The sequence below is a fragment of the Arthrobacter sp. 05L45_2 genome (assembly GCF_056397525.1).
In genome coordinates this window covers 1-17,259 of record NZ_JBFTNO010000013.1, presented here as the reverse complement: position 1 = coordinate 17,259, position 17,259 = coordinate 1, and the positions used below count along the sequence as shown (strand labels likewise).

Below are 17,259 nucleotides of genomic sequence, written 5' to 3'. Positions count from 1 at the left end.
GCGCCGCCTCGAGGTGAAGGTGCCGATGCGCTGGGGCGATATGGACGCGTACGGGCACATCAACAACGTGCAGCTCGTCCGGATCCTGGAGGAGGCGCGCATCGCCGCCTTCGGGCCGCCCCGCGGGGCTGGCCTGCCCGGGATCGAACCCGAGGTGTCGCTCTTCAACGATGTGCCGGAGGGGACGCTGGCGCTGGTGGTCGAGCACCGGATCCGGTACGTCCGGACCCTGGAGTACCGCAACATCCCGGCCGTGGTCCAGCTCTGGGTCGGCGCGGTCAAGGGCGCCAGCTTCGACATCCACTACCTCGTCCAGGACCCCGTCACCGGCGAGGACTGCGTCAAGGCCAGCAGCCACCTGGCCTTCGTGGACGAGGCCACGGGGCGCGTCCTGCGCCTGACCCCGGAACAGAGGGCYAAGCTCGCCCCGTTTATGGCCGTCCACCAGGCCCACTAGCCCTACCTCGCCCCCGGGATCGGTCCTAGACTGAACGGGCCCGGGGGACTCCGGAGCGTCGAGAGCGAGGAGCAGCAATGATGGCCAAGCGAAGCAACCCGCGGAAGAAGACCTGGAAAGAACTCTCGCCGATGGCCAAGATCGGCACCATCACGGCCGCCGTGGTCCAGATTTCCCTGCTGATTGCCGCCCAGCGGGATATCTCCCGCCGCCCCGCGGCCGAGATCCGCGGCAGCAAGGCGCTGTGGCGGGCCGCGACCCTGGTGAACTTTGTGGGCCCGGGCACGTATTTCACCTTCGGCGTCAAGCGCAGCCCGGCCGCCAAATAGGGGTCCGCACGGCCCGTCAGCCTCACGGCGGCGGCCCTACTGAAGGGTAACTAGTGTCGCCCTTTTATGCCTTCGTTCAGCTTTAGCCTGTAAATTGAAAACATGACCCCATCGCCAAAGACCGCCATGCACCGCGCCCTCGGCATCTCCAAAGAGATCGAGGACGCGGCCTGGTTTGTACTCGGCGCCGGCCTGAACGGCCAGCCCTCTGCCTTGGACGGGCGCACCATGACGTGGACGGCCGAGGCCGCCGCCGAGTTGCTCGAACGCCTGGACAGCGGCGCCACGGACCCGAAGGCGCCCATGATGACCAACCTCCGGCAGAACCTGGAGGGCGCGTCCCGCGGGGCGAAGCAGCTGGCCGTGGAACTGCTCTTCCTGCAGTCCCTGCCGCTGGCGCACGAGGTGAAGTCGCTGAAGGTCAAAAGGGCCCGGGTCGCGGAGGCCGCGTCCTGGCTGGAGCCGCCCCTGGAACTGCCCGAGGAACTCTATGCCGGCATGACGGACCACGGGGTCATCCGGGACCGCACGGCGGAGTTCAACTGGACCATCTGGGACCACCTGAAGTGGCTCTGCCGCTTCGTGGCCCACGTCGACGCCCAGCCCACCGCCGTCGTCGAGGCCGCCGTCGCAGACCCCCTGGCCTTCCACGAACTCACCGCCGGCACTCCCGAAGACCAGCCCGCGATCCGGCGCAGCATTGAATTCCTGGTCTGGCCCGCATACTTCGAACCCGTAGTCGCCGACGTCGAACGCCAGGAAATCCGCGACGCGTTCGCGTCCCTGGTGGGCGGCGCCAAGGGGGACACGGACGAGGAAGTTTCGGCCGACATCCACCGGATCCGGCTGCACCTGGACGAGCAGGCCGGCCAGCGGATCGACTGGTACTCCCGGCAGCTGGTCAGCCAGTGGCGCAAGGTGGGCGACCCCGGCCGCCGGGCCTGGCTGCTGCGCAGCCACCACGACAACGCCGAACTGCTCGCCACCTGGCAGGAAGAGGAGGCGGTGACGCTCGACGTCGAACACCTCCGCCTGCTCGATCCCGGGGTGACCGCGGGCGTGGTCCAGCACGCCGTGGACGAGGACTACAAGCACCTCAGCTACGTGGAGCGCGAAGACACCAAAACGGCCGTCTTCGCCTTCCTGACCGTCATGAAACCGGGCGATCTCACGCTGTACCAGCACTCCGGCACCGTCCGGGTGGGCGTGGTCCTCGGCGAGCCCGAGCACTACGAGGACAACCGGCGGCTGCGCCGCAAGGTCCGCTGGTTCGATGAGGTCCACTCGACGGCAGAACTGCCCCGCCACGTACAGCGTCAGCTGGCCAGCTCGGGGCTGATCGTGGACGTCACCCGGGTCATCCAGGCGCTCGATACCCTTCTGCCCGCCGAAGCCGAGGCAGAGCCGGACGACGGCGCCGAGCCGGACGCCGTCGTCGAACCTCCCTGCGAGGGCTTCCGCCCGCTGACGGCCGAATTCGCCGCGTCCCTGCACATGGACCTCGAACCCCTTCAGGAAATCGCCGAACTGCTGGAGGAAAACCGCCAGCTGGTGCTCTATGGCCCTCCCGGCACCGGAAAGACCTACCTGGCCAAGCACCTCGCGGCCGAGCTGGCCGGCGATACCGGTGAGGAACGGGTCAAACTCGTCCAGTTCCACCCCTCCTACGCCTACGAGGACTTCTTCGAGGGGTACCGCCCGGACAAGACCGACGAAGGCCAGGTGTCCTTCAAGCTGGTCGCTGGACCGCTGCGCCGGCTGGCCGAGGAAGCCGCGAAACCGGGCAACGAGAGCAAGCCCTACTTCCTGATCATTGATGAGATGAACCGCGCCAACCTGGCGAAGGTCTTCGGCGAGCTGTACTTCCTGCTGGAATACCGCGACGACCGCATCTACCTGCAGTACAGCCCCACGGAGCCGTTCTCGCTGCCGGACAACCTGTACATCATCGGCACCATGAACACCGCCGATCGGTCCATCGCGATGATGGACGCCGCCATCCGACGCCGGTTCTCCTTCATCGAGCTGCACCCCAAGACGGAACCGGTGAAGGGCTCGCTGCTGCGCTTCCTGCAGGCCCGCGACCTGGACACGACGCCGGCGCTCCTGCTCGATGAGCTGAACACCGCCATCGACGAATGGGACCGCGACCTCATGATCGGGCCGTCGTACTTCATGAAGAAGGCCGCCCAGACCCCCACCGGGCTCCGCCGGATCTGGAAGTACGAGCTCATGCCGCTGCTCGAAGAGCACTACCACGGCCAGCTCAACCGGGCGCAGCTGGAAGAACGGTTCGGTCTGGAGCAGCTGTTGGCCCGCCTTGCGCGCGTCTAGTCCCGCCCTTCAGGGCTCCGTCCAGCACGTTGTGCTGGACGAGTTGTCCGGGGGAGTGGTGGAGCGGATCGATGCCGGCAGCGCCGCGTACATCAACGGCAGCGGACTGGCCAAGGCCTCGCCGCTGGGCATGGGCCTGTTCCGGATTGAACCCGTCGGGAAGGTCGGATCGGTGCGCACCCCGTCGGTGCAGCTCGAAGTGCGGCCCAAGGAGCGGCTCGGCCTCGGGCGGCTGCTGTTCCTGCTCGGCTACACCGAAAACCAGGGCTTCCGCGATGACGCCGTGGCTGCCGTCGAGGACGCGGACCTGTGGAGCGCCCTGGCCGAGTCGCTGGCCCAGCTCGCGGACCGGGCCCTGAGCCGCGGGGTGCTGCAGGGGTACCTGAACGTCGACGAGTCGCTGCGCACCGTAAAGGGCCGGATCCGGATGTCGGACCAGATCTCGCGCCGCCCCGGCATGCTGGTGCCCCTGGAGGTCTCCTACGACGAATTCACCGAGGACATCCCGGAGAACCGGATCCTGCGGGCCGCCCTGGAACGCATGTCCCAGGTCCCCGGCGTCCGGGCCGACGTGCTCAGCCGGCTGCGGCGGCTGAAGGGAAAGCTCGACGCCGTGACCCGCCTTCAGTCGGGCGCGCCCCTGCCGCCCTGGCGGGCCAGCCGGATGAACACCCGGTACCATCCGGCGCTGCGGCTCGCCGAGGTCATCCTGCGGAACGCCTCGGCCGAAGCCGGCGACGGCAAGCAGCAGTCGGCGTCGTTTGTGGTGGACATGGCCAAAGTCTTCGAGGACTTCGTCGGCACCGCCCTGCGCGAGGCGATGGGCGCGTTCCCGGGCGAAATGCGGCTGCGGTACAACTCGATGCTGAACGAGGCCGTGCGCGACACCGACCGGATCATGGTGCAGCCGGGCGCGGTGCATTTGCTCGGCGGGCGGCCGGTGATGGTGTACGACGCGAAGTACAAGGCGGCGTCCGACGTCGGCGCCTCGCTCTCCGCCGACCACTACCGGATGCTGGCGTACTGCACCTCGCTGCGGGTTCCGACGGCCTGGCTTGTTTACGCCGGCGCGGGCGAGATCAAGCTGCGGCGGATCCTCAACACGGACATCGACGTGGTGGAGTTCCCGCTGGACCTGTCCCTGCCGCCGAAGGAGATCCTGGCCTCGGTGGCCGACCTCGCGCAGCAGTCCTGGGGCGAAGTTGTCCGCCAGGCGACCATCAGCCGCTGAGCGTTCTTCCGCGCGCTAGGCGATATTGTCCTGCGCCGCCGTGGAGACGGACAGCAGGTGATTCAGGAGTGCCTTTTCCGGCTCTCCGGGATTGTTTGCGACGTGCCAGCGTAGCTGCTCGCGAACCAAAGCCTCATCGGGCTTGGTCTCCTCGAGAATTGCCTCGATGATGGCGGAAACCTGGCGGCGCAGGGGCTCCAGATCCTCCTGAGTTTCAGGGGTCCGGGCAGCGTGCCGCGTGCGGGTCTCGGTAGACAACAACAGGTGTGGCATGGTGCATTCTCCTGCGGAGTTTGTAGTATCCCCACGTACTGACCAATAAGTGCTAGTCCCCGAGCTTCGATCTTAGCTCAGGTAGACCAGTCTGTCTCGTGTAGCGGTACGATATTTTCGATGTCTCTTCCAACCAATTCCCAGGCCGCATCACCACCGCCCCAACGCGCGGGCGGAGGCCATGCTCCTGCGTCCGGCAGCGGCACCGCCGCCGGTGCTGCCGAGACTACCGGGATCCGTGAACGCATTCTGGATGTTGCCTACGAATTATTTTCGCGTCGTGGCGTGCGGGACGTCGGCATCAACGAGTTGATTAGCCGCTCCGGTGTGGCGAAAGCCAGCTTCTACCGCCACTTCGCATCCAAGGACGAGTTGGTGCTCGCCTTCCTGGAGCGCCGCGACCGGCAATGGACGGTCGCCACCATCATTTCGGAGGCCCGACGGCGGGGCCTCACCCCGGAGGGCCGGCTGCTGGCCATCTTCGACGTCTTCGCCGACTGGTTCGCACGGGAGGACTTCGAGGCGTGCTCGTTCGTCAACATCCTGCTGGAGATGGGCCCCACCCACCCCCTGGGCCGGGCCAGCATCGACTACCTCGACAAGATCAGGGGCCACGTGCAGGAGCTCGCCGAAGAGGCTGAGCTCAACGACCCGGATGGCTTCGCCCGGTCCTGGTACATCCTGATGAAGGGCGCGATCGTTGCTGCCGCGGGCGGAGACCGGGCCGCGGCCGGGCGTGCCCGGCATATGGCCGAGTGGCTGATTGCCCATCATCGGCGTTAGCGGGTGGTGGTGTTAGCGGCGGAGGCCGCGGGGCTGGGGCTGGCGTCCGGCGTCCGGCGTCCGCCGGTGTCAGCGGCTGAGGAAGCCGTCGAGCTGGTGCTCGAGGGCCGAGAGGTCCTTCAGCTCGCACTCCCACACGGTCAGAACCTGCCATCCGGCGCCTTCGAGCAGGCGGCGCTGTTCGGCGTCGCGGTTCCTGGTGCGGGTGCGTTTGGTATCCCAGAACTCGGCGTTGGATTTTGGTGCGTGCTGGCCCACCCGGCAGTCGTGGAAATGCCAGAAGCAGCCGTTGACGAAAATAACCTTCCGGCGGCTGGCGAAGACGAGGTCCGGGTTTCCGGGGAGCCTGCCACCGCTCGCGGTGCCGTGCAGCCGGTAGCGGTAGCCCTTGGCGTGCAACATCCGGCGGACCAGGAGTTCGGGCTTGGTATTCTTGCCGCGAATCCGGGACATGTTCCAGCTGCGCCGCTCAGGGGTCAGCTTGTCCGCCATGGTTCAAGTCTAGGCGGCAGGCATATGAACGTTGCCGCCTAGATCTCGCGTTCGGGGTGCTCGCCGAACTGGAAATGCCGGCCACTCGCCGTCGTCGGTTCGATTTCGACGTAAAAGTCTTTCAGCGTTGGCACCCACGGTTTGAGTCCGAGGGCTTCGGCCGCAGCGATGTCGGCTGAGTTCTCCAGGACCAGCGCCGTGCCCCGAAGAACCACGGACCATGCCTCTTCGGACATGATGCCGTCCGTCTCGAAGAGGACCTTGGAGTTGATAGTTAGCTCGGCCAGCTTGTTGCCCGGTGCGGTGCGGAGGTAGAGCTTGCGGTTGGTCGTCGCGTAATTCACCGGGAAGATATCCGGCTCGCCGCCCACTGTCACCACCAGCCGGCCGTGTTGTGTTCCCTCGATGAGTTTCCAGATCTGGTCATCAGTCAGGGTCAGGATGGGGCTGCCGTCTGTGTGTTCGAACATCATGGGCCCATTGTTCTGGCCGCTGTAGAGAATTTCCAGAGTCGGTGGTCCCGGGTTAGTGGTCCGGGGTTGGTGGTGGTGGTGGGGCGGTGGTCGGGGCCGGGTTCCCGCGGGGCTCGTAGCGGCGTTCCGACGCAACGGCGGGAGCCCCGCGAGTGGGCTGTGGATAACCCTTACCGCGGGAATGTGATCTCAGTTACCCTTAGGCATTGTTTGGATTCAGGCGTCTTGATTTCTATCGGGGGAATAGCTGAACATGACAACTCGCATTCCAACCACCGGCCGCAAGCTTGCCGCCGCTGTTGCACTGCTCACCGCGACCACCCTCTTGGGAACGGCCTGCACGGCGCAGCCGCCACCCAGTTCCGCTTCAGCGAGCGGTTCGGCCGCAGAAACCGCTTCCGCCGGTCCCAGTGAGACGCCCAGCGCCACACCGACGCCGACCGCCAGCTACAGGCCCGCCGACGCCAAGGGCCGTGCGCAGAACGTCCCAGTCCCCGTCATGCCGGCGGCCGCGAAGGCGAAGACGAAGGAAGGGCTGGAGGCCTTCGCACGGTATTGGTTCGAACAACTGAACTATGCCTACGAGACAGGCAAAACGAATGAGCTGTCGGCGACTACGGCACAGACCTGCGAACTCTGTTCCAATCTCGTAGGGGCCGTCAAGCATAACTACCAGGGAGATCGCTGGCTAGTCGGAGGCAAAATTGCTGCAGCGGCCATTAGTACGAAATTTGATGCTGGGACTGATGGAAATTATCRGGTAGTAGTGCAGGTCCAGCAATCGAAGATTTCTTATTTCGCCCCCGACCGATCTCAATTCCGCGCCCCGACGCCGCCTTCAGATACCGGGAATATCATGCTGTCAGCGTTTCGCAATGGAGCGTGGCAGGTTACAGGTCTGCACCCGATCCGATGAACATCTTCAGGTTCCGGTTCGCGATCTTGGCATCACTGGTCCTTGCCTTGGCCCTGACCAGCGTCACTTCGATTTCTGCAGTCGCCGATGAGGGAGTCGATGCGGGCTTTGGGAACCAAGGTGTCAACGTCGGCGGCTGGAGGATGGATCCGGCTACCGGAAAGTTCGTTCCCACTGAACCTGGAACTCCCTCGTCGGATCCGTTCCAATACAAATACGAGCTCCAATGCCATCTCGGGGGCGGCGATTTTGATGCCGACTGCCTGAAGACTGTGGTCGAGTGCAAGAAGGGCCCGGGCGGTAAGGACGGGATTCCTGTCATTTGGCTGAAAGCGCCCGCTGGGGTGCCGAACCCGGTCTGGAGCTATCACTCGGGCCCAACGTGTCTCTTCGATGCCCGCCCCGAAGAACTGTTGCCCCGCATCGCCGCGATGATTCAAACCGAGTTCCAAAAACTTCCGATCGCCGCAGGCCGTGTAACAGCTCAGCCCAGCCCGCATACGCTTCGAGGTGCAGAGACGAATTTCTTCGGCGAGGCAGCCGAACAACAGTTCGACATCAAAATACTGGCGCAGGACGTCCACGTGGACGCCAAACCTGTCCAATACACGTGGAGTTACGGCGACGGTACTTCGTTCGGTCCCCAGAGTTCGGCCGGTGGTCCGCTGCCGCAGGAGCGGTGGGGTGAAAAGACGTCCACCAGTCACGTCTACGCCCGGACCGGTGACTTCGCGGTGGTCCTGACGACATTTTTCCAGGGCACGTACTCGGTCAACGGAGGACCGCCGCTGCCGATCCCTGGCCAGGGGCAGTTCAACGCGCCGCCGCAGCAGGTCAGCGTGTGGCGGTCGATCACGCGTAACTACGCCGACGACTGCCTTCGAAATCGGCAAGGCCAAGGGTGTCCCGGCGCACCGCCGTCGTCCCGATGAAGATGCGGTGATCCGAGTCTCAGCTGGAATAGTTGCAGACGCCGCGGAGTTCCCTTCAGTGGACCCAATCCACTCCGAAAGGAATTGCGCATGCTGTTTTCCCCCATGACCATCGGCCAGCTGGAAGTACCCAACCGACTCGTGATGGCTCCGCTCACCCGAGTCAGGTCGGGCAAAGAGGGCATCCCCGGCCCGCTCGTCGTCGAGCACTACAGGCAGCGCGCCTCACTCGGCCTCATCGTCAGCGAAGGGACCTATCCCAGCCCGGCCGGCCGTGGCTTCCCGGGCCAGCCTGGTCTGGTTACTGAAGAACAGCTCAAGGGTTGGGCCGACGTAACTGCTGCGGTCCACGCCGAAGGCGGCAGGATCTTCGCCCAGGTGATGCACGCCGGCCGCGTCACCCACGAGGACACCACGGGTGGCTACGAAGTGGTCGCCCCGAGTGCCATCGCCATCGAAGGCCAGACCCGCACCTACGAGGGCAAGCAGTCCTTCCCGGTTCCGCGTGCGCTGGCGACGGAAGAGCTGGCTGGCATCCGGGAGGAGTTCGTTCAGGCTTCACGCAATGCAATCGACGCAGGGTTCGACGGCGTCGAACTTCACTCCGCGAACGGCTACCTGCTTCACGAATTCCTGACGCCGGCCGCGAACCAGCGCGAGGATGTGTACGGCGGTTCGCCCGAAAACCGCGCCCGCTTCGTCATTGAGGTAACCCAGGCCGTCGTTGACGCCGTGGGCGCAGACCGTGTGGGCATCCGTATCTCGCCGGAGCACAATGTCCAAGGTGCTGTGGAAGAAGACGCCGCCGATGTACGCGCCACCTACGGCATCCTCGTTGACGCCCTGGCCCCACTGAAGTTGGCGTACCTCAGTGTCCTCCACAAGGAACCGACGAGCGAACTCGTTCAGGACCTGCGCTCCCGCTTCAACGGAACGTTCCTGCTGAACACCGGCTTCGGCGTTGTGACAACTCGCGAAGAGGCAACGTCGTTGATTTCCGACGGCCACGCTGACGCCGTCGTCGTGGGTCGCCCGGCCATCGCGAACCCGGACCTCGTGCGCCGCTGGCGTGAAGGACTTCCGGTCAATGAACCCAACCCGGCGACGTTCTACTCCGACGGTGCCGAGGGCTACACGGACTACCCGGCCTACCAGAACTAGGCTCGCCGTCCCGGCCTAGTCCGGGATGGACATGCCCATTGGGCGCCTCGAGCAGTGGACAGATTCATATTCTGTCCACTGTTCGCGTTTAAGGATGGACATGTCCGTCCGCCAGGTTGGCCAGGAACGGGCATGTCCATTGGTAGGTGCGGAGAACGGGCATGTCCATGGGGGTCGTGCAGGGATTGGGCCTGTCCGGCGGTGACCTTGGTTAGAGACGGACATGCCCATTGGGTTCCGCGAACAGTGGACAGATTCATATTCTGTCCACTGTTCGCGTTCAAGGATGGACATGTCCGTCCGGCAGGTTGGCCCGGAACGAGCATGTCCATTCGTGGGTGCGGAAACTGGGCATGTCCATCGAGTTGGTGCAGGGGTTGGGCCTGTCCGGCGGTGACGTTGATTAGATACCGACATGCCCATTGGGGGCCTCGAACGGTGGACAGATTCATATTCTGTCCACTGGTCGCGTTTAGGGATGGACATGTCCGTCTGCCACGTTGGCCCGGAACGGGCATGTCCATTCGTAGGTGCGGGGGACGGACAGTCCATTGGCTGATGCGGGAAACGGGCATGTCCCTAACGAGTCGGGGGAACCGATCGCTCGCAGAGGCCGATGAAGGCTCCCAGTTGCTCCAGGCCGTCCGGGTGGGCCGGCAGGAAGTTGGTCAGCTCCGGCGCCCGGACTATGACCGCCCGCCATTGCCCGCGGGACACCGCCACGTTGATGCGGTTGCGGGAGAGCAGGAACTCCATGCCCCGGGGAGCCTCGGCCACGGCGGAGCATGCCAGGGAGACGATCACCACCGCGGCCTCCTGTCCCTGGAACTTGTCCACCGTGCCCACCCGGACTCCGGACAGGCCCGCTTGGTCCAGGGCGTCGCGGACCAGATTCACCTGGGCGTTGCAGGCCGCCAYCACCAGGATGTCCGCGGGCTCGAGGGGGCGAGTGCCCTCGGCCGTGTGCCACGTCAGCCCCAGATGACGCCGCACCTGCTCCACCACCGCGGCGGCTTCCTCCGGCGAGGACGTGGTGTTGCCGGTATGGGGCAGAATTACCGTTTCTATCCCGGCGGGCACGCCGTCCAGGCGCCGCAGGTCCGCGGCGGCGGCGGAAGTCAGCCGCCCGTCGTAGGACAACGCCGAGACGGCCCGGCAAAGCTCCGAGTTCATCCGCCAGGAATCGGCGAGAAAATATCCGAGTTCGGGCGGAAGGGTGGCGTGCCCGGCGGAGATCCAGCCCAGGGCCGACTCGTCGACCGGCTCGGGATGCCTACCCTGGCTGACCTGCGGGAGCTGCTGCGGGTCGCCGAGCAGCAGCAGTCGGCTGCTTGCCTGGGCGACSGCGAGGGTGTTGGCCAGCGAGAACTGGCCGGCCTCGTCAATCACCAGCARATCSAGYGASCCKGCCGGGACCGTGGMCCCGGTCATGGTCCASGCCGTGCCGCCGAYCAGGGCMCCGCCGGGGGAAGCCAGCAGCGCCGCCACGTCCTTGGCCGTCCGCGATTGCCAGGGGAGCGGACCGTCGTGCTTCACGTCCTTGGCCACCAGGGCCGGGCTGACATCGGCTTTTGTGACGGCGGTCCTCAGCAGGTTTTCGACCACCGCGTGGGACTGGCCGACCACACCAACCTTCCAGCCCCGGGCGACCAGCCGGGCAATGACGTGGGAGCCCACGTGGGTCTTTCCAGTACCCGGGGGACCCTGGACGGCGACGTAGGAGTGGTCCAGTCCAAGGACCGCGTCGGTGATGGCATCGATGAATCGATCCGGTCCGTCGCCGGGCTGCGGCAGCGGCGCGCCTCCGCTAAGCGTTGGCGGCAACCGGCGGATCAGATCGAGGCCCGGATGACGGGGGATCGAACCGGCGGCCAGCCCGGCGGCCACCGAGTCCGCGAGTGATTCCAGCGCCTGTTCCAGGCTTTGGGTGGCGAGGGGCTGGTCCTCGGTCAGGGCGATGGGCAGCTCATCGTGGGGCGGCACGTTCTTGTGCAGCCGGTCCCGGATGATGACGGTGTCCTTGCCGTCCTCATGCCCCAGCGCCAGGACTTCTGTGCCGAACCAGCCGTTCCGGCCGGTCCCTTCTTTGCCGGTGCCCTCCAGGCCGGCGGGAAGCGGCCGGCCGTACATACGGAACCATTTGCTGCCTTCGCGCAAGTCCGAGCCTGGACTCACGGTGCCGGTCAGTTTCACCCGCCGCTCCGGGAGCTTCCGTCCCACCTGATGCCAGTCGTCGAGGATCTCCGCCGACTCGACCAGGAACACGTTCCGGTCCCGGTCGTGGGTGTCCGGACCCTGCTCGCACCGGTCGAAGTGCGCCCACCAGAACGATTTCCGCTCCCTCCGGTGATAGCTCACCGCCGCCGCCAGCATGGCGACGGCCTTACGGTCCTCCTCCGGCAGGCCGCGTCCGGGCTCCGAGTAGGCCAGCAACGCCACCTCCGACGGGCCGAGGGTCGGCCCGCTGTCCGGGGAACCGCCGTCGTCCTCCGAGCTGCCGCGCGGGGCGGGCACCGGACCCGGGCCGGCCGGCTCGATCCCGCGTTCCCGGGCACGCTGCAGCAGCCAGTTCCGCAGCTCCAGGGTTGAGAGGCAGTCGTATTCGTTGTAGTCGGAGATGCCGTCAAGGATCACCGCCGCGTCCCCGGCCCGGCCGGCGTCGCGGGCTTCGCAATAGCGGGCGTAGGCCACCACCGACGCGCCCGCGTCCTTCACGTCCCCGGACCGGAGATTGCTGCCCATGTAGAGCGGCTCGAGTTTCTTGATGCTGTAGGAATTCTCGGAGATGCGGATGCTGTTCCGGACCGTCTGGTACAGGTCCACCAGCAGTCCCGCGCGGAGCCATTCATCCACAATGTCCTCGCCCGCCACGTGCTGCACGGACAGTTTCCGGAGCGCTGTCTTTTCGTACGGGGCGTAGTGGTAGACATGCATATCCGGGTGGTCCCGCCGCCGCTTCTCCACGTAGTCCAGGAAGTCCAGGAACGCCTGCTTCTCCGCAGCCCGGTCGTGAGCCCAGAACGGCCGGAAAACCCCCGGCACACCGGGTGCGGCCGGCGCCTCGATCACGCCGAACAGGTACTCGAGGCCCCACACCCCCGTGGCGCTTTCCTGCCACAGCGGATCACCCTCGAAATCGAAAAAGATGTCCCCGGGGCTGGGCGGCGGCAGTTCCGCGAGGGTGTTCTTGGCCAGGACGCCGTAGCGCAGCGTGTGTTCCGCACCGTCTTTGGTGTACCGGACCTCCCCGTCGGCTGCACCGACTCCGCTCTGCATCCGGGCCTGTTCCTGCAGCCGCTGGAGCGTGGGTGTGGGATTCGTCAGCCTCGCCCGGGCCAGCTCCGTGACGGTGTAGACGCCTGTGTCGTGGAGGTGCTTGCGCTGCTGCGCGTTCATCCGGGCCACGAGGAGCAGATCGTCGGTGGCCTTGACCTGCTCCTGGCAGTAATCGCAGCGGCCGCAGGCCGTGATCGCGTCTACGCCCCACCGGACGGGGGCGGACTGCGCGATGTGCGCGGACGTCAGGGCAACGAACCGGTCACGGCGTTCCCGGAACACGGGCAGGATTTCGGCGAGTTTGTGGTGGCTCCGGACGTAGTCGTATCCGCCGCCGGGCAGCTGCACGGTGGCGCCGAGGACCAGGGTCACCGCCGGGTCCACAGGGATTCCGGCCCTGAGCAGCTGATCGCCGTAGGCGGCGAGCTGGAGCAAGGCGGTCACCTTGGCGTGGCGGGCCAGTTTGGTGTCGAACACGGCGTAACCGCCGTCGGGCTGCCGGACCAGGAAATCGGAGCGGCCATGGAACTGCCCGTCAAAGAAGGCGGCCTGGAACACGACGTCGGCTCCCGCACGCAGTGCCTCGATCGACTCCCGGTGCTTGGCCGCCAGGCTGGCGCGGTCCATCGCCCCGGCGGGAACGACGTCGTACACGCCGTGCCCCCGGGCCGGGTCCCACGTCCCGAATTCGTCCACGAACCCGTCCAGGACTTTGCGCTCGTGGACATCGCCCAGCCGGGCAGCGTGCTCAAGCATCTCGTCAGTGCCGAAATCGGCCGTGGCGGTGCGGCCCAGTTTCTCGTCCAGTTTGCGCAGCAGCTGGTATTCACAGTCCACAGCCACCACAAGGTCGCTCGCGGAGTAGACCAGGTCCGATGCCGCGCCGGCTGTTTCCGGTTCAAGAAAAAACACTGTGCCCCCGTTTGGCCGCTGGTCGAGTATCCCTGCTGCCAAGCTATCAAAGCCCTCCGACAGGAAACCGGCGGCCGGGCAAAATCACTCTGGCCGCTGTCGGAGGACCGGCGTAGGGTCGGGAAGACCATGACCGAACAGCAGCCCTATGACCTGGTCCACCGCTACCCGCACTTCGAACTGCGCCGGTATCCCGCCTATGTTGTGGCGGAGATCCGGGTGACCGCGAGCTTCGACCGTGCCGGGAACGCGGCCTTCCGGCACTTGTTCAATTACATCAGCGGCAGCAACACCGCCTCGCAGAAGCTCGCCATGACCGCCCCGGTGGTCCAGGCGGAAAGTGCCGGCGGGCCGGGAGTAACTCCCGGACCCGGTGCCGCCCGAAAGCTGGCGATGACCGCCCCGGTGCTCCAAAGCGGCCCGCTGGCGGGCGATGATGCGCCGGCGGACTTCGTGGTTGCGTTTGTCCTTCCCGCGGGCCTGACTGCCGAGACTGCTCCGGTGCCCACCAGCCCGGGCGTCCGGATCCGCGCCGTGCCCGGAGCCCTGTCCGCTGCCCTTCGCTTCACCGGGCGCGGCACCCGGTCCGCGTTCGCGCAGCGCAACGACGGGCTACAGGCGGCGCTGACGCTTGCGGGGCTGACGGCCGTGGGGCCGCCGCGGTTTGCCCGCTTCGACCCGCCGTTCAAGCCCTGGTTCCTGCGCCATAACGAGGTAGTCCAGGACGTGCAGGAGACCGTGGCGCCGGCGGGAACGGAGGGCGCCCCGGCCGGGTAAGGCAAAATAGACGGGTGAGCCAAACCCCGCAGCGCCCTGCCAAGACCGCCCCGATTGAGACCCAGATCGCCGCCGAACTCGGCGTCAAGCCGTGGCAGGTGACAGCGGCCGTGGAGTTGCTCGACGCCGGATCGACGGTGCCGTTCATTGCCCGGTACCGCAAGGAAGCCACCGGCACCCTGGACGACACCCAGCTGCGCACCCTGGAGGAACGGCTGCGTTACCTGCGCGAGCTCGAAGACCGCCGTCGGACCATCCTGGAAGCGATCGCCGCCCAGGGCGCCCYGACCCCGGACCTGCAGGCCGCCGTCGCCGGTGCCGACACCAAGTCGCGGCTCGAGGACATCTACCTGCCGTTCAAGTCCAAGCGGCGCACCAAGGCCCAGATCGCCCGGGAAGCCGGCCTGGAGCCGCTCGCGGACGCGCTGCTGAAGCGTCCGGATCTGGATCCCGAACGCGAAGCGGCCCGTTACCTGAACGCCGAACACTCCATCGGCGATGCCGCCGCGGCGCTCGCCGGAGCCCGCTCCATCCTCATTGAGCGCGTTGCCCAGGACCCCGACCTGGCCGCCACCCTTCGCGACCGGCTCTGGACGCAGGGCCGTATGGTCTCGCGCGTCAAGAAAGGCAAAGAGGCAGAGGGACAGAAGTTCAAGGACTATTTCGCGTTCTCCCAGGCGCCCGCCGGGATGCCGTCGCACCGGGTGCTGGCGCTGCTGCGCGGCGAAAAGGACGGAATCCTGGAACTGGATCTCAGCGAGGCGGACCCGGACGACGACGCCGCTCTCACCGCCGCCCGCGGACGGTATGAAAGCGCCGTGGCCAGGTTCCTCGGGGTCGCCGACCGTGGCCGGCCCGCCGACGCCTGGCTCGTGCAGACAGCGCAGCAGGCCTGGCGCTCCCGCGTGCTCAGCCGCCTCAGCGGCGACCTGCGCAGCCGGATGTTCGCCGCCGCCGAGGACGAGGCCGTGCGGGTGTTCGCCGCCAACTTGCGGGACGTGCTGCTCGCCGCCCCGGCCGGCAACCGCGCCACCCTGGGCCTCGACCCGGGCCTCCGGACCGGCGTGAAAGTGGCGGTGGTGGATGGAACCGGCAAGGTGGTCGCGACGGACACCGTGTACCCGCACGCCCCCGCCCGGAAGTGGGACGAGGCGCTCCGCACGCTACTGGCCCTGGCCCGGAAACACGGCGTGGAGCTGGTGGCGATCGGCAACGGCACTGCCTCCCGGGAAACGGACAAACTCGCGGCCGAGCTCATCAGGCAGCTGGGTTCGGGGCCCGGCACGGCGCCGCAGAAACTCGTGGTCTCCGAGGCCGGCGCCTCCGTGTACTCGGCCTCGGCGCTCGCCGCCGCGGAACTGCCCGGGATGGACGTGTCCCTGCGCGGGGCTGTCTCGATCGCCCGGCGGCTGCAGGATCCGCTGGCCGAACTGGTGAAGATCGAGCCGAAGTCCATCGGCGTCGGGCAGTACCAGCACGACGTCACCGCGGCCAAGCTGGACCGCAGCCTCGACGCCGTCATCGAGGACTGCGTAAACGCTGTGGGCGTGGACCTCAACACCGCCTCACCGGCGCTGCTGAGCCGGGTGGCCGGCGTCGGGCCGCTGCTGAGCGAAAACATTGTGGCGTACCGGAACGAACACGGTCCCTTCGCCAGACGCAGCGAACTGAAGAAGGTGCCCCGGCTGGGCGCGGAGGCCTTCGAACAGTGCGCCGGCTTCCTGCGGATCACCGGGGGAGCCGAACCGCTGGACGCCTCCAGCGTGCATCCSGAGGCGTACCCGCTGGCCCGGAAGATCCGTGCCGCGGCCGGGGCCGCAGCCGCGTCCGGGTCCGCGGCGGGCGGGAACCTGTCCGCGCTGGACCCGCAGGACTTTGTGGACGGCTCGTTCGGGCTGCCCACCGTCCGGGACATCATTGCCGAGCTGGAGAAACCCGGCCGGGACCCGCGGCCTGCGTTCGCGGCGGCCACGTTCCTGGAGGGGGTCGAGAAGATTTCCGACCTCAAACCGGGCATGGTGCTCGAGGGAACGGTCACCAACGTGGCGGCCTTCGGGGCGTTCGTGGACGTCGGGGTGCACCAGGACGGGCTGGTCCACGTCTCTGCGCTCGCCAACCGCTTCGTCGCGGACCCCCGCGAGGTGGTCAAGTCCGGGCAGGTGGTCCGGGTCAAGGTGCTCGAAGCCGATCCGGAGCGGAAGCGCATTTCGCTGACGCTGAGGCTCGACGACGAACCGTCCGGCGCCCCGTCCCGGCAGCAGGCCGCACCCCGGGTCGCACAAAAGCCGGCCCCGCAGGGCGCACAAAAGCCAGCCCCCAAGGGCGCCCACAGATCCACACCCGGCATGAAGCCCAACGCCGCGCCCAAGGCCGGCCCGGCGGACACCGCGATGGCTGAAGCCCTGCGGAAGGCCGGTCTCGGGAGGTAGAACCGCCGTTCGTCGCGGATTGGCTACCGCTCGGCGCAGAAGTGCTACGTTTGCTGATGATCTGCCTCATGATTGCCGGAGGCAACTGAGCCACTTCTGTGGCTTTAGCCTCTAGGCAGAGGGACGACGACGTCCGCGACGAGCAAGGGGAGCACATATGGGCTGGCTGGACCGTGAACGAACTATCGCTCCGCCGGGATTCAACCGGTGGCTCGTGCCGCCCGCGGCGCTCGCGGTCCACCTCTGCATCGGCCAGGCCTACGCAACCAGCGTGTACAAGACGGCGCTGGTCAAGCACTTCGGCGCCAGCCTGACCGAAATCGGCGTGATCTTCTCCATCGCTATCGTGATGCTCGGCCTCTCCGCGGCGATCATGGGCACCTGGGTGGACAAGAAAGGCCCGCGCAAGGCCATGTTCACCTCAGCCATGTTCTGGGCCAGCGGCTTCCTGATCGGCTCGCTCGGAATCTTCACCCAGCAACTG

At 66.8% G+C, this 17,259-nt stretch carries 15 protein-coding genes; 11 read left to right on the top strand and 4 right to left on the bottom strand.

Features of this window, described 5'->3' with window-relative positions; genetic code table 11:
- Window positions 1-25 precede the first annotated feature (25 nt).
- The 4 genes from AC1DHD_RS02285 to AC1DHD_RS02270 all read left to right on the top strand — a co-directional run bounded on the left by AC1DHD_RS02285 (window position 26) and on the right by AC1DHD_RS02270 (window position 4,351).
- Window positions 26-457, top strand: coding sequence for an acyl-CoA thioesterase (locus AC1DHD_RS02285; RefSeq protein WP_476878128.1), 432 nt, complete (start codon window positions 26-28; stop codon window positions 455-457).
- 77 nt (window positions 458-534) lie between these two features.
- A complete protein-coding gene (locus AC1DHD_RS02280; protein WP_476878127.1) occupies window positions 535-786 on the top strand; it encodes a hypothetical protein in 252 nt (83 codons plus the stop codon).
- A gap of 102 nt (window positions 787-888) precedes the next feature.
- Window positions 889-3,120: an McrB family protein gene (locus AC1DHD_RS02275; protein WP_476878126.1), complete on the top strand. Its 2,232-nt coding sequence runs from the start codon at window positions 889-891 to the stop codon at window positions 3,118-3,120.
- 34 nt (window positions 3,121-3,154) lie between these two features.
- Entirely contained in the window at window positions 3,155-4,351 is a 1,197-nt protein-coding gene (locus AC1DHD_RS02270) for a 5-methylcytosine restriction system specificity protein McrC (RefSeq protein WP_476878135.1), read from the top strand.
- Between the two features lie 15 nt (window positions 4,352-4,366).
- Here AC1DHD_RS02270 and AC1DHD_RS02265 read toward each other — a convergent pair whose 3' ends face one another.
- On the bottom strand, window positions 4,367-4,624 hold the full coding sequence (locus tag AC1DHD_RS02265; RefSeq protein WP_476878125.1) for a hypothetical protein: 258 nt from the start codon (window positions 4,622-4,624) through the stop codon (window positions 4,367-4,369).
- Between the two features lie 234 nt (window positions 4,625-4,858).
- On the opposite strand from AC1DHD_RS02265, the gene AC1DHD_RS02260 reads away from it, so the two are divergent.
- Entirely contained in the window at window positions 4,859-5,407 is a 549-nt protein-coding gene (locus AC1DHD_RS02260) for a TetR/AcrR family transcriptional regulator (protein ID WP_476878134.1), read from the top strand.
- Between the two features lie 69 nt (window positions 5,408-5,476).
- Here the strand turns inward: AC1DHD_RS02260 and AC1DHD_RS02255 are convergent, their stop codons facing one another.
- Together AC1DHD_RS02255 and AC1DHD_RS02250 are read right to left on the bottom strand one after the other, a co-directional pair.
- Window positions 5,477-5,899 carry a very short patch repair endonuclease gene (locus AC1DHD_RS02255; RefSeq protein WP_476878124.1) on the bottom strand — a complete coding sequence of 141 codons (423 nt, stop codon included), beginning with the start codon at window positions 5,897-5,899 and terminating at the stop codon, window positions 5,477-5,479.
- Between the two features lie 38 nt (window positions 5,900-5,937).
- Window positions 5,938-6,372, bottom strand: a complete 435-nt coding sequence (locus tag AC1DHD_RS02250; RefSeq protein WP_476878123.1) for a pyridoxamine 5'-phosphate oxidase family protein — start codon at window positions 6,370-6,372, stop codon at window positions 5,938-5,940.
- Between the two features lie 253 nt (window positions 6,373-6,625).
- Here AC1DHD_RS02250 and AC1DHD_RS02245 point away from each other — a divergent pair, with 253 nt between their 5' ends.
- The 3 genes from AC1DHD_RS02245 (at window position 6,626) to AC1DHD_RS02235 (ending at window position 9,381) form a co-directional block, all read left to right on the top strand.
- A complete protein-coding gene (locus AC1DHD_RS02245; protein ID WP_476878122.1) occupies window positions 6,626-7,288 on the top strand; it encodes a DUF6318 family protein in 663 nt (220 codons plus the stop codon).
- On the top strand, window positions 7,285-8,220 hold the full coding sequence (locus AC1DHD_RS02240; RefSeq protein WP_476878121.1) for a PKD domain-containing protein: 936 nt from the start codon (window positions 7,285-7,287) through the stop codon (window positions 8,218-8,220). Before AC1DHD_RS02245 ends, AC1DHD_RS02240 begins: the two co-directional genes overlap by 4 nt.
- Window positions 8,221-8,310: 90 nt before the next feature.
- The gene (locus tag AC1DHD_RS02235; RefSeq protein ID WP_476878120.1) at window positions 8,311-9,381 is read left to right on the top strand and encodes an alkene reductase; all 1,071 of its coding nucleotides are present in this window, start codon (window positions 8,311-8,313) and stop codon (window positions 9,379-9,381) included.
- Between the two features lie 579 nt (window positions 9,382-9,960).
- On the opposite strand, the gene AC1DHD_RS02230 is transcribed toward AC1DHD_RS02235, so the two are convergent.
- The gene (locus tag AC1DHD_RS02230) at window positions 9,961-13,569 is read right to left on the bottom strand and encodes a TM0106 family RecB-like putative nuclease (RefSeq protein ID WP_476878119.1); all 3,609 of its coding nucleotides are present in this window, start codon (window positions 13,567-13,569) and stop codon (window positions 9,961-9,963) included.
- Window positions 13,570-13,698: 129 nt separating this feature from the next.
- Here AC1DHD_RS02230 and AC1DHD_RS02225 point away from each other — a divergent pair, with 129 nt between their 5' ends.
- From AC1DHD_RS02225 to AC1DHD_RS02215, 3 genes are all read left to right on the top strand, one after another.
- Window positions 13,699-14,346 (top strand): SOUL family heme-binding protein, encoded by a 648-nt coding sequence (locus AC1DHD_RS02225; RefSeq protein ID WP_476878118.1) that lies wholly within the window; start codon window positions 13,699-13,701, stop codon window positions 14,344-14,346.
- Between the two features lie 14 nt (window positions 14,347-14,360).
- Window positions 14,361-16,775, top strand: coding sequence for a Tex family protein (locus AC1DHD_RS02220; protein WP_476878117.1), 2,415 nt, complete (start codon window positions 14,361-14,363; stop codon window positions 16,773-16,775).
- Between the two features lie 157 nt (window positions 16,776-16,932).
- A partial coding sequence (locus AC1DHD_RS02215; protein ID WP_476878116.1) for an MFS transporter occupies window positions 16,933-17,259 on the top strand: 327 nt, incomplete at its 3' end.